The 13,085-nt window shown below is 36.2% G+C and carries 9 protein-coding genes; 8 read left to right on the forward strand and 1 reads right to left on the reverse strand.

From position 1 onward, the window contains the following. Positions 1–150: 150 nt before the first annotated feature. A complete protein-coding gene (recA, locus tag AC6ER8_RS03955) occupies positions 151–1,194 on the forward strand; it encodes a recombinase RecA (protein WP_142417272.1) in 1,044 nt (347 codons plus the stop codon). 204 nt (positions 1,195–1,398) lie between these two features. Continuing rightward, positions 1,399–4,065: an alanine--tRNA ligase gene (gene alaS, locus AC6ER8_RS03960; RefSeq protein WP_497079489.1), complete on the forward strand. Its 2,667-nt coding sequence runs from the start codon at positions 1,399–1,401 to the stop codon at positions 4,063–4,065. Positions 4,066–4,699: 634 nt separating this feature from the next. Here alaS and AC6ER8_RS03965 read toward each other — a convergent pair. Next, the gene (locus AC6ER8_RS03965; RefSeq protein WP_497079491.1) at positions 4,700–6,487 is read right to left on the reverse strand and encodes a glucan ABC transporter ATP-binding protein/ permease; all 1,788 of its coding nucleotides are present in this window, start codon (positions 6,485–6,487) and stop codon (positions 4,700–4,702) included. Positions 6,488–6,709: 222 nt separating this feature from the next. On the opposite strand from AC6ER8_RS03965, the gene AC6ER8_RS03970 reads away from it, so the two are divergent. The 6 genes from AC6ER8_RS03970 (at position 6,710) to AC6ER8_RS03995 (ending at position 13,053) form a co-directional block, all read left to right on the forward strand. Beyond that, the gene (locus tag AC6ER8_RS03970; protein WP_497079493.1) at positions 6,710–7,693 is read left to right on the forward strand and encodes an RluA family pseudouridine synthase; all 984 of its coding nucleotides are present in this window, start codon (positions 6,710–6,712) and stop codon (positions 7,691–7,693) included. A 644-nt stretch (positions 7,694–8,337) separates the two neighbouring features. Next, the gene (locus tag AC6ER8_RS03975) at positions 8,338–9,357 is read left to right on the forward strand and encodes an ATP-binding cassette domain-containing protein (RefSeq protein WP_497079495.1); all 1,020 of its coding nucleotides are present in this window, start codon (positions 8,338–8,340) and stop codon (positions 9,355–9,357) included. Between the two features lie 64 nt (positions 9,358–9,421). Beyond that, positions 9,422–10,156, forward strand: a complete 735-nt coding sequence (locus AC6ER8_RS03980) for an ABC-2 family transporter protein (protein ID WP_497079497.1) — start codon at positions 9,422–9,424, stop codon at positions 10,154–10,156. Then, complete coding sequence (locus AC6ER8_RS03985; RefSeq protein WP_497079499.1) at positions 10,140–10,928, forward strand: ABC-2 family transporter protein; 789 nt, start codon at positions 10,140–10,142, stop codon at positions 10,926–10,928. The genes AC6ER8_RS03980 and AC6ER8_RS03985 overlap by 17 nt, the downstream gene beginning before the upstream one ends. 1,051 nt (positions 10,929–11,979) lie before the next feature. Further along, positions 11,980–12,183 carry a hypothetical protein gene (locus tag AC6ER8_RS03990; RefSeq protein ID WP_497079501.1) on the forward strand — a complete coding sequence of 68 codons (204 nt, stop codon included), beginning with the start codon at positions 11,980–11,982 and terminating at the stop codon, positions 12,181–12,183. A 504-nt stretch (positions 12,184–12,687) separates the two neighbouring features. After that, on the forward strand, positions 12,688–13,053 hold the full coding sequence (locus AC6ER8_RS03995; protein ID WP_497079503.1) for a response regulator: 366 nt from the start codon (positions 12,688–12,690) through the stop codon (positions 13,051–13,053). Positions 13,054–13,085: the final 32 nt, after the last annotated feature.

Here is a 13,085-nt window from a genome sequence, read left to right on the forward strand (position 1 = left end):
TTTTGAGGGTTATGATATGTTATAGACATGAACGTGGGAATAGGGATGAAAATAGTCTGTGAAAATCTAAACTTAAGGCTTTCGTTAAATTAAAAGTACAGTGTACAGTTTAAGTATTAGATTATTATGAAATCGGTCAAGGATATAATCGTGGATAAAACAAAAGCTCTCGATGCTGCTCTCTCACAAATTGAACGTTCTTTTGGTAAAGGCTCGATTATGCGTCTTGGGCAAAAAGAGCAAGTGGTTGAAATTGAAACCGTTCCTACAGGATCATTATCCTTAGATATTGCTTTAGGGGTTGGTGGATTACCAAAGGGGCGTATTGTTGAGATCTATGGACCAGAAAGTTCTGGGAAAACAACATTGGCTCTGCATGCTATCGCTGAAGCCCAGAAAGGAGGGGGGATTTGTGCTTTTATTGATGCTGAACATGCGCTTGATCCTATCTATGCGCGTAAGCTTGGTGTTGATTTAGAGAATTTGTTCATTTCTCAGCCAGATACCGGTGAACAGGCATTAGAAATTACAGAGACGTTGGTTCGTTCTGGTGCCGTTGATGTGCTTGTTGTGGATTCTGTTGCAGCTTTAACACCGCGAGCAGAAATTGATGGTGAAATGGGTGATGCTTTACCAGGATTACAAGCGCGATTGATGAGCAAAGCTTTGCGGAAACTTACAGCTTCTATTTTTCGCTCTAACTGTATGGTAATTTTTATTAATCAAATTCGCATGAAAATTGGTGTGATGTTTGGTTCGCCTGAAACAACAACAGGGGGAAATGCGTTAAAGTTTTATGCTTCTGTTCGTTTGGATATTCGCCGTATTGGCTCTATTAAAGATCGGGATATGATTGTTGGCAATCAGACGCGTGTTAAAGTGGTGAAGAATAAGTTGGCTCCTCCTTTCAAACAGGTTGAGTTTGATATTATTTATGGGGAAGGTATTTCCAAGTTAGGCGAGTTGATTGATTTGGGGGTCAAAGTGGGTATCGTAGAAAAATCTGGCTCATGGTTTTCTTATAATTCTCAACGTTTAGGACAGGGACGTGAAAATGCTAAGCAGTTTTTACGCGAACATGCAGAGATAGCGACAGAAATTGAAACGGCTTTGCGTCAAAATGCTGGTTTGATTGCGATTGAATTGTTAGAAAATGCAGGGGCAGACAATACAGAGAGCGATGAAGCCATTTGATGGAGCGTTTTTTCGTCTATAAGTTTTTCATTTTATATTTTTCTGTTTTTATTTGTTTGAGTTTTTTTTAATATACGGTCATTTTTTTCTCAATTTTTTTGAAAAAATATTCCATTCTTTGATTAAATTGACTCTATGCGTGGCAAAGAGGATATTTAATGAGGGGGTGTTTTTTATAGTTTTGTGCTTTGAGCAGGTATTCATATGAATAGTGTTAATAATATCCGGTCAACATTTTTGGATTATTTTCATCGGAATGGGCATAAAGTTCTGCCTTCTAGCCCACTTGTTCCACGCAATGATCCTACACTTATGTTTACAAATGCAGGGATGGTGCCGTTTAAAAATGTTTTTACTGGACTTGAACAGCATTCTTATAAAAAGGCGACAACGGCACAAAAATGTGTTCGTGCGGGTGGAAAGCATAATGATCTTGATAATGTTGGCTATACGGCACGCCATCATACATTTTTTGAAATGCTGGGGAATTTTTCTTTCGGTGATTATTTCAAAGAAGAAGCCATCTTTTTATCATGGGATCTTTTAACAAAGGAATTTTGCCTACCAAAAGATAAATTACTGGTCACTGTTTATCAAAATGATGATGTGGCTGCTGAATTATGGCGTAAAATCTCAGGTCTTCCAGATGAAAAGATCATCCGTATTGCAACAGCTGATAATTTTTGGGCGATGGGCGATACAGGTCCCTGTGGTCCTTGTTCGGAGATTTTTTATGACCATGGTGATGAAATTTGGGGTGGTCCCCCTGGAAGTATTGAAGAAGATGGTGATCGCTTTATTGAGATTTGGAATCTTGTTTTTATGCAGTATGAGCAGATTTCTAAGGAGACCCGTGTTGATTTACCACATCCTTCTATCGACACAGGTATGGGATTAGAGCGTATTGCTGCTGTTTTACAGGGCGTGCATGATAATTATGATATTGATCTTTTTCGTGCATTAATTGGAGCATCAGAAGAAATTACAGGGATTAAGGCTAAGGGTAATTTTATTGCCAGTCATCGTGTTATTGCTGATCATCTTCGTTCATCAGCATTTTTGATTGCAGATGGTGTTTTGCCTTCTAATGAAGGAAGGGGATATGTTTTGCGTCGCATTATGCGTCGCGCTATGCGTCATGCGCATCTTCTGGGTGCTAAAGAGCCTTTAATGTGGCAGCTTTTGCCTGCTCTCATCCGCGAAATGGGACAAGCTTATCCTGAATTGGTGCGGGCTGAATCTTTGATTTCGGAAACTTTAAAATCAGAAGAAATACGTTTTCGTAAAACGCTTGAACGAGGACTGGGGTTGTTAAATGAAGAAAGTGCACGGCTTAAGGAAGGAGATTATTTAAATGGTGAAGTTGCTTTCAAGCTTTATGATACCTATGGTTTCCCACTTGATTTAACGCAAGATGTGCTTCGGCGTCGTGGAATATCTGTTGATGTTGATGCTTTTGATAAAGCAATGGAACGCCAGAAAGAAGAAGCACGTGCTCATTGGGCTGGTTCTGGTGAAGCTGTCACGGAGGCAATTTGGTTTTCTGTTCGTGATCAAATAGGGGTTACAGAATTTTTGGGTTATGAAACAGAAAAAGCCGAAGGTATTCTTACAGCTCTTGTGTGTGAGGGTAAAATTGTTGATGAGGTTTCTGCAGGGCAGAAAGCTATTCTTGTGCTCAATCAGACGCCTTTTTATGGTGAATCTGGTGGGCAAATTGGTGATAGCGGTATCATTTCTGGTGAAGGTTTTATTTTTGAAGTACATGATACTCAGAAAAAGGCTGATGGTGTTTTTATTCATCTTGGAGAAGTAAAGTCTGGTCGTGCATCGAGGTCTGATTGTGTGGAGTTAACCGTTGATGTTATGCGTCGTAAAAAAATTCGCGCAAACCATTCTGCTACTCATTTGTTACACGAGGCTTTACGTCAAGTATTGGGATCTCATGTGACTCAAAAGGGCTCTCTTGTGTCGCCGGAACGGTTGCGTTTTGATTTTTCTCATCCCAAAGCTGTTTGTGCAGAAGAATTGAAAAAAATAGAAGATTTAGCCAATGAAATTGTTTTGCAAAATAGTAAGGTGACAACGCGCCTTATGGATGTTGATGATGCTATTTCTGAAGGTGCAATGGCGCTCTTTGGGGAAAAATATGGTGATGAAGTTCGTGTTATTTCTATGGGGGTGCCACTTGAACAGGAAGGATTAAAAAAACATTGGTCCATTGAGCTTTGTGGAGGAACGCATGTGGAAAGGACAGGCGATATTGGTTTGATTCATATTGTTTCTGAAAGTTCTGTCTCATCTGGAGTGCGACGTATTGAAGCTTTAACAGGTGCAGCAGCGCGTCTTTATCTTTGTCGCCAAGATGAGCGTATCCGTGAAATTGCTGATCTTTTAAAAACTTCTTCTTCTGGTTTAGAAGAACGGGTGAGCGTTTTGCTTGATGATCGTCGTAAACTTGAAAAAGAGTTAAATGATGTGCGCAAGAAAATGGTGTTGAGTGGGGGAATAGCAGAAAGTGGTCAGGGTGATATTATTATCATCAAGGGTTTTTCTTTTATGGGACGCCTTGTCAAAAATATTTTACCACGGGATCTTAAGGCGCTCGTTGATTCTGGGAAAAAACAAATTGGATCGGGAGTGGTTGCTTTTATTAGTACTTCGGAGGATGGAAAAGGGAGTGCTGTTGTTGGCGTTACGGATGATTTAACAGATAAGTTAAATGCTGTTGATCTTGTTCGTATTCTGTCTGCTGCTCTTGGTGGTCAAGGTGGCGGTGGTCGTCCTGATATGGCGCAGGCTGGTGGTCCTGAAGGAAACAAGGCTGAAGAAGCAATTACAGCACTCAAAGATTTTCTTGAAAAAAATTAAAAAGTAAAATTCTTTCTTATCGATACTTTTTATATTTTTTCTATTTGTGAATCTTTACTGCAAGTTATCAGTTAATAAATTATTGATATAAATCAAAGGAATATTTCCTAAATCTAAATTTTTATATTAATATCTTATTTAGTATGAATTGATTATCTCAACACATTGATTTATAATAATTTATCGTTATTATATGTTGAATAAGTGTTCTCAATATTTGTAGAATTTTTTTACTTTAAATCTGTCTATGCTCAATTAGTTAAAATCACTTACGATTGCTATTGTGAAAATGGGTTTTAAGAGCATCGTGTTTATTATTTAAAAGATATTCGTTCGTTTTGAAATTTGTAAAGTTGAACTAGAAGAAAATATTAGAGCTGGAGGCTTTACATCTTTGATATTTTTTTAATGAGAGCATGTACGCGTTACTATGCAAAATATATGCAATAGTTTGTTCCAATCTCGTAAAATTGCAACATTAGAGAAAGCACTCAACGGTTTTAATCGTTGTCTTAAGCCCCTAAGATGGATTGTGGTATTCTTAGAAATTCGTTGATTGGCATTACGCAAATACTTTTTCTTTGTTGTATTGAAAAGTTGATTTGGAGAACGCGCTTTGTAAAGCGTATCATTTTTATGATGCTATGGCTTCATGTAAGGGAATGACATTTTCATTTTCTCCCTCTCTTTTTGGTGGTTGGCTTGTTAAAGCACTTGCTTTTAAAAATTTAGAAAAACGCCCTCCTTTATCGATCAATTCTTGAAAGCTTCCTTTTTCAATTAAATGACCCTGTTCCAAAAAGAGGACTACATCAGCATTGCGTACTGTTGAGAGGCGATGGGCTATAATGAAAGTGGTGCGGTTATGGCTAATGCAATCGAGAGCCTCTTTGACACGTGCTTCTGTTTCAACATCAAGAGCGCTTGTTGCTTCATCGAGAATAAGCATGGGGGCATTTTTTAAAACAGCACGTGCAATTGCTAATCGCTGTTTTTCTCCACCAGATAATTGAGATCCTCGCTCGCCTACCATGGTGTTATAACAATCATCTTTCTTTAGAATAAAGTCATGGGCTTGTGCTATTTTTGCTGCTTCATAAAGTTCTTCGTTTGTTGCATTTTCTTTTCCTATTGAGATATTGTCATGAATACTGCGGTTGAAAAGACCTGCATCTTGAAACACTGTCGCTAGAGATTTTCGTAAAGATTCACGATTGATCGAGCATATATTTATTCCATCAATGGAGATATGCCCAAAGCTAGGGTCATAGACGCGTTGCAGCAGATTGATTAATGTTGTTTTCCCAGCCCCTGTTGGTCCTACAATCGCGACAGTTTGTCCTGCTTTAATCTCAAAGGAAACATCAAAAATACCTTGAGAAGAATTTGGGAATTTATAGGTAACGTTGTGAAATTGTATTGCGCCCTTAACATTCTGGAGGTCAGGAAGATTTTGTGGTTCGTTATTATGAAAGGTTGAGTCTTCCATTTCAAAAAAATCTTGCAGTTTTGCTTGTGAGGATATCGCACAATTAATAAAATTGCTCATTTGATCTAGACGACTAATCATGAGTTGTGCAAACCCAACAAAAGCAACGACTTCACCTACCCTTAATTGACCTCTTGCTACAAAAAAAGCTCCAAGGAGAAGAACACAAACGATTGAAACTGTGGAAGCCATTCGATTTAATCCACTGGCGAGCGCCCACCAATTGAGAACAGGATTTTGTGCTTTAAGAAGGTCATTTGTATGTTGGTGCAGTATGGATGTTTCTTCTTTTATTCGGTTATAACTTTGTACAATAGAAACATTAGAGATTGAATCACTGACATGTTTAAAAAGATTATGATGATAGCATTCTACAGCGGCTTGTCCGCCTTTTGTTTTTCGCATCACTAAACGTGCAATTAATCCATAGATGATGGCAAGTACAACTAAGACTGTTGAAAGACGCCAATTCATACTAAAGGCTGTGGGGATGAGAACCAATAAAGCAACAAGCGTTGAGAGATGTTGGCGCATAAAATCAAGCCATATGCTTGACATGGCATCTATTGCGCGCAAAAGTGTATGGAGTGTGTTGGAAGTTCCGTGTTGTTGATGCCAAATTAAAGGCATGGCAATGATACGTTCAAAAGATTCTGTTAAAACCGTTAAACGGCGTCTATGGGCTAAGCGGTCTGCACTACGAGCCACAAGAATATAAGCGACAATATGGGAAAAACCAAAACAAACCCAAATGGCAAGGGTAGGGATAATCCCTGATTTTTCTGTAATGGAATCAATAACGTGTCCAAATAAAATAGGTTCTGCAATGGTGATAATCGCCAACATAATATTAGCGCTACAGATTAAAAGGGATGCATTTTTTTCTCTGTTTAGGTAAGTGAGAACACGTGCATATGTTTTGAATAAGGACACTGTTAATGATCTCCATTCGCTGTTAAGCGTAAAGGCGGTTGATTTTTATAACACTTAAATTTCTAGCTAATAAAATTTGAACGTTAAGAAAAGGCAATTTTGGATACTTATTGTAATATGGTGTGATAAAGCCAACGAGAATAGAAATTTTTGCGTTTATAAAGGCGTAAAAATCGATCAATAAAATTATCAGGACCCAAATTATCAGGTAAGGGAACTTTCATGGCAGGCGTGGAAATAAAAAAAGTTGAGACAGACGAAAATGGAATGCGTTTAGACCGTTGGTTTAAAGTGCACTATCCAGGACTTGGATTTGGAGCTTTGCAAAAATTATTGCGTTCTGGTCAGATACGGCTTGATGGTAGACGTGTTAAAGCTGATACGCGTCTTTGTATGGGGCAGTCTGTTCGTGTTCCGCCTCTCCCTCTTGATGATACACCAAGTCTTCCAATAACGGAAAAAACACTTCGTGGTCAGGATGATGGCGCTGTTTTGAAAAAAATGCTGCTGTATGAAGATCCAAAGATCTTTGTTTTTAACAAACCAGCGGGTCTCGCTGTACAAGGAGGCTCTGGTTTAACACGTCATATAGACAGCATGCTTGAAGTATGGCGCAATAAAAAAGGTGAAAAGCCGCGTTTGGTTCATCGTCTTGATCGCGAGACGTCCGGCGTACTTATTGTTGCACGGTCAAGAGGGGCAGCGCAGGCTTTAACAGCGGCTTTCAGAGCACGGGAAACAAAAAAGACTTATTGGGCGTTGGTTCGAGGTGTTCCTAAAAAAAAGCAGGACAAAATTTCAACATGGATGGTCAAAGATGTAACGGCACAAGGTGATAAAATGCGTGTTTGTGAACATGGGGAACCCGATTCACAGCATGCGGTTTCCTATTATCGCGTTTTAGACGCGCGAGGGCGGGCTCTTTCATGGCTTGAAATGGAACCTTATACGGGGAGAACACATCAGCTTCGTGTGCATGCTGCCCATATAGATCATCCGATCATTGGCGATTCAAAGTATTTTTTTTCTGATAGTAACTGGACATTACCAGGAGGTATTCAAAACCGCCTTCACCTTCATGCACGCCGTATTCGTATTCCTCATCCTTCAGGAGGCATATTGGATATCGTTGCTCCTTTACCCCCTCATATGGTTCAAAGTTTTAATCTTTTGTCTTTTAATGAGCGTGATGCTGAAACGGAATAAAAAAATTTATTTGTTCGTTTTTATTTCATATTGATTGTATTATTCTTTCTGGATAGAATATGCTTTTTATAATCTGAGCTGATGAGGCAGCTCCTTTGAATTATTTATAAGGGGCATATATTGGGGAGGCGTATCTATTGAGGAAGATCAATAAGATAAAATTTGAAGGATATTTACTGAAAAAGTAAGGAAAGTTTTTGATTTTTTTTATGGGGTATAATTGGAATCTTTTATAAGAACTTTTAACGAGAGAAGCTTCTTAAAAAGTCTTATTTTCAAGGAAGTTTATTCTATTATCAGTGTGGTTTAATATACCTATTTATAGATTTATGGTTTGTATCTTTTCTTATACAATGAGAACTGATGAGCAAAGTTTTCCTTTTAATGATCAATTATTCTTTTTCTTACTGAGTTTATCTAAAAGATTATCTTTTACAAAAAAAATAAGTTTTTGGAATCTTAATGCTTCAATGGCATGAATTTATCACATTGAAGAAACTACCATACCCAAAATTGGAGAAAAAGCGTTTGGTGTGTTTTATGGTTATTGAGGAGGGAAAACACGTTTTCTCCAGTGAAAAAACACATTTTTAAAGATTATGGACATGTTTCAAGAGGGGATAAATTGAAATGAGGAGCAACTGATGGGATCATTGTTGATTGACGTTAATAACGTCTCAAAAACATACCGCAGCATAAACAGTGTTACTGGTTTTACCAACAAAGTGGTTTCTCTTTTTAAGCCTACTTATTCAAATTATCAGGTACTGAAAGAGATTAGTTTTACTCTCTTTTCAGGGCAAGCACTCGCCATCGTTGGGCCTAACGGAGCGGGTAAATCAACATTGATTAAAATACTTTCTGGCATACAAGCTGCTGATGAGGGAGATGTTAAAGTCCTAGGTCTTCATCCTTATAATGCCCAAAAAAATCTGTTCAAATCTTTAGGAGTTGTCTTTGGTCATAAAAATTGCTTATGGTGGGATTTACCTTTACGCTACAGTCTGGACATGGTTCGTCCTTTATATGATCTTGAAGCACACTCTTTTCACCGCGATCTTAAAGAAATTATCGAGCTCTTGAATATTGAGCATATCATGGATAAGCCTGTGCGTATGCTAAGCCTTGGTGAGAGAGTAAAAAGCGAATTAGCATTTAATTTATCCTTTAGACCACAATTATTATTTCTTGATGAGCCGAGTATTGGTCTTGATATTACTTCTAAACATGAAATCAGGGAGCTGCTTAAAAAACTCAAAAAAGAGCGGGGTATAGGATATATCATCACCAGTCATGACATGGGAGATATTGATGGTTACGTCGATGATATCCTTCTTTTGCATAAAGGAAAAAAGCAGTTCCATGGCGATATTGATACATTGAAAGAGATGATCCCCTCATGTGTGAGAATAACACTTTTTTGTGAACATTTGCCAACAGCTTCAAAGCTTATAAAAGACATTGATGAACTTGCGATAAAATTATCTACTTCTTTTAAAGAAAAACACTTTAATGATGAAAAATGTACACTGGAGATTTCACTGTCGCGTGAAGATGTGCCACGTTTTATAAGAGAAATTGCAACAGAACTTAACTGTCCGTTCTCTGTATCCACTCCCTCACTTGAAGAGATGCTCCGTGTTAAATTTAAAGAATTTCTCTAATCATTGTTTTGCTTTCTTTCTCTTTAGCAAAAATGGATTGCTCACGATTCTCAGTGACAGGGCAATGTTTTTTACCGATGTTGTTATGGGGACGCTATCGCCTTTTGTCATTCAACTTCTGTTGTGGAATGCTCTTTTTTCTGATATGCGCGACAACATAAACGGTTTTGGCTTTCATGACATGATGTATTATTATGCCTTTGCCTTAATTTTCTCACGCTTAAATAATGGTTATGGCATCATTCAATCTTTCTCTCAGCATGTTAAAGAAGGAAAATTAGAAGTCTATCTCACCAAACCATTTAGTTACATGATGCGAATGCTATTTACTTTTTTGGGTGAAAGTGTGCTCTATGCTATACCTTTACTGGCTATTTTTGCTGTAAAGCTTAGTTTATCATATGAAAATATTTTAGGACTGGTCATCACTTTTCTGTTGTTTTTCCTCATTCTTGTTCTCTCGCAATTGCTGTGTTTTTTCCTCTCCTTTGCCATTGCCTTATTGAGTTTCTGGGTAATTGAATACAATATCTTGCTCTCTTTTAGTATTCTTAGTTCTGCGCTTTTGGGTGGTACTCTTCTACCCCCATCTTTTTGGCCAACATGGCTCATTCCCTTGATGCAGTTTAATCCTTATCGTTTCACCATATCGGCTCCTGCCGAATTTCTTTCAATGCATAATGTGAAGGTGTTTCAGCAATTTATTGTGGGCAGTGTTTTTTATATTTTGTGTCTTTTATTCTTCATTCAGATTGCTTGGAAAAAAGGGATGAAAGCCTATCATGGAGCGGGGGGATGAGGTGAAAACAATCCTTTACTTTATCAGCATGAATGTGCGCCGACAAATTGTTTACGGTAAAAATTTCACGGGAGAGTTTATTCTTTCTCTGTGCTATTATTTTATTCAATTCATCTTTATTGATAAAATCTCTCACTTTTCAGAAAACATTGGAAACTATAGCAGAGATGAAATTCATCTTATCTTTGTTGTCTTTATTTTGCTTGGGATATTTTTGAATATTTTTACCAGTTCTATTGAAACATTTTTTGAAAAAGTTGCAGAGGGTAAAATTGAAGGATATCTGACAAAGCCGGTTTCAGTTTGGCTGTTAATCCTGTTTGGTTGGTGCAAACCTCTCTATCTGATCAAGCTCTTTATTGTTTGTGTGAGTGCTTATTCATTTGTCTCGCTACCAGATATGTTAGAGATAAAGCTGAAATGGTTTTCTTTTATCGTTGCAATTGTTTGTGTTTTTATCATCAATTTATGTTTTTTCATGATGTTCAATTTTATAACATTTATCACCAGCCGTAAGATGCCTGTTGCCTATTTTCATGCAATGCTTTACCAACTTTCCTTTATTCCCATAGCAATTTATCCCTTAAATCTTGTGAAATGGCTGCTGTTTCTGCTGCCTCTAGTTTTTTCTGCTTCCTTGCCTGTGTCCCTGTTGCTTGGTAAAAATGAGTGGCATATCAGCTATCTTTGGTTGAGCACTTTTTTTTCCATTGCCATGACTTTTATAATCTATAAAAAAACAATTCGTAAATTTAACGGATTAGGGGGATGAGATGAAAGTCAGCCTGATCATAAAAATAAAGAAAATTGAATGACTAATTCTATTATATCGTAAAATATTGTTATTGATGCTGGTAGTGTAAGACAGATAAAATCTGTTCATAGGTGTTTTTTATGAGATATATTGACGAATAATATTGGCATGTTTTCACGAGCCGCTCGTAAGGGGTGTGAAACAGAAATTAGAGATTTAACGGACTTAATTTCAATCAATTTTTCTTTAAATTTAGATAATAGTTTGATGACTAAAACCAATGGCAAGATAGGGTATAATACCACTTCATGAGACGGGTCTGATTTGCTCTTTTTTACGGTTGTCGTGCTAGAAAACTATCAAAAATGGCTAGCAAGTTTTAATTCTCTTGTTTCTATTCTTTTTTCACTATTATTACAGAAATACTTTATTGATCATAGTATAGTTTTTATCAGTTGTTTTGATTAGAAAGAATATATATTTCTTTTATTTTTCTTAAAGGGTGGCGTTATATTAATATTAAAAAGCCATGATCGTGAAAGATAATAAACTTAAATTGAAGTTATTTCGCGATTTTTTTAAAAGAGAATGTTTATAAGATCATTGAAATATGTAATAGCTTTATTGCTTAAATTTAGCGCATCTATCAATGTTATCTCTTGTATTATTTTGTTTAATTTTTTTAATCAAAGAATTAAGCCGATGCTTAACAAATTAACATATTTAAAAAACATGTATTATATGAATAATAAATATTACATAGTATAAAATGATAATTAAAATAGAGATATTAATTAGTTTTCGTATTATATTCTTATTATCATAATATAAATATACATTATAAATAATTAATACTCTGTTTTTTGTTTAGATGGCACAGTAAAAAATATTTTATTAATATAATAGGGTTATGATGAAAATATTTAAGTATTGTATATTATGTGTTGTTGCGGTCGCTATTTTTTCATAGATTTTAGGTGCTCATGCCAATTCTTTCAATGATAGATTTCAAAATACTAGCTTTATTTCTATAGTGACACAAAAAAATGGGATTCGTAGGGTTGTTAATATGATTATGAGCCAATTGGGAGGACAAAGCGCTGAGAAAAATGTCTCAAAATTCGCGGCTTTAATGGGGATGGAGACGGTGATTTTTGGTTTAATTGCATATCTTGTATATTTCTTTACTAGAAAACCGCCAAATCTTAATAGAGCGACGGGTGGAAAAACATTCGGTGCTCTTGTTTATAGTACATGGGCTTTTAATCCTTGATAAATTTTAAATTGTTTTATTATTGAATGTTTTATATTAAAGAAACTGTGTTTAAATACCACAGTTTATTTATTTTGCAATCTGAATGATATTGGTAAATTTATCCTTTTATATCCTTAAGATATTATTTTGGAAAAGAGTAATATAGGCTGCTTTTTAAAGTTACTTAAATTTTTTCCTCTTCATAATGTGTATTTGAGCTAAGTTTGTGGTTGATATTTTTTCTACGATGAAAATTCATATGCCTTAATTGAGATATCTATAAACTGTGCGTATCCATTCAAAAATATAAGGGAATACAATCTGACAGTTATTGTGAATTTTATTTTGATGAAGTAAAAAGGCATAGTGATGGGTCTTACAAATATTTGTAAAAATGCTTTTATTGGCAGCTTTTAGTCTCTTTGTGGTTTACAATTTTTTTAATCATTTTATCTTAAGCAAAGAGAATGTGGATTTAGTTCTATTTTCTCGATTTTATTTGAGAGGGATGGAGTTATACGAATGCCAAAAAAAGTCATGATCGTGGAAGATAATGAGCTTAATATGAAGTTATTTCGTGATCTTGTAGAAGCGAGTGGCTATGAAACCGTTGAAACACGTAATGGTCTTATGGCATTAGATTTGGCGCGTTCATCGATGCCTTCTCTTATCCTTGTGGATATTCAGTTGCCGGAAGTCTCTGGAATAGATGTTATTAAACAATTAAAAGAAGATGATGAATTGAGATCAATCCCTGTTGTTGCTGTAACAGCCTTTGCTATGAAGGGAGATGAAGAACGAATTCGTGCCAGTGGATGTGAAGAATATATGTCAAAGCCCATTTCCGTTCCTCATTTTATTACAATGGTAAAACATTTTGTGGACTAAAGTTTTTGTCAAGCGATGAGAGAAAAAGACAT

This window comes from Bartonella sp. SL320 (assembly GCF_059687635.1).

Bases quoted from the DNA above. Each gene is read 5' to 3' on its own strand.
- alaS (WP_497079489.1), top strand. From the start codon at position 1,399: ATGAATAGTGTTAATAATATCCGGTCAACATTTTTGGATTATTTTCAT.
- AC6ER8_RS03970 (WP_497079493.1), top strand. From the start codon at position 6,710: ATGGCAGGCGTGGAAATAAAAAAAGTTGAGACAGACGAAAATGGAATG.
- AC6ER8_RS03975 (WP_497079495.1), top strand. From the start codon at position 8,338: ATGGGATCATTGTTGATTGACGTTAATAACGTCTCAAAAACATACCGC.
- AC6ER8_RS03980 (WP_497079497.1), top strand. From the start codon at position 9,422: ATGTTTTTTACCGATGTTGTTATGGGGACGCTATCGCCTTTTGTCATT.
- AC6ER8_RS03985 (WP_497079499.1), top strand. From the start codon at position 10,140: ATGGAGCGGGGGGATGAGGTGAAAACAATCCTTTACTTTATCAGCATG.
- AC6ER8_RS03990 (WP_497079501.1), top strand. From the start codon at position 11,980: ATGATTATGAGCCAATTGGGAGGACAAAGCGCTGAGAAAAATGTCTCA.
- AC6ER8_RS03995 (WP_497079503.1), top strand. From the start codon at position 12,688: ATGCCAAAAAAAGTCATGATCGTGGAAGATAATGAGCTTAATATGAAG.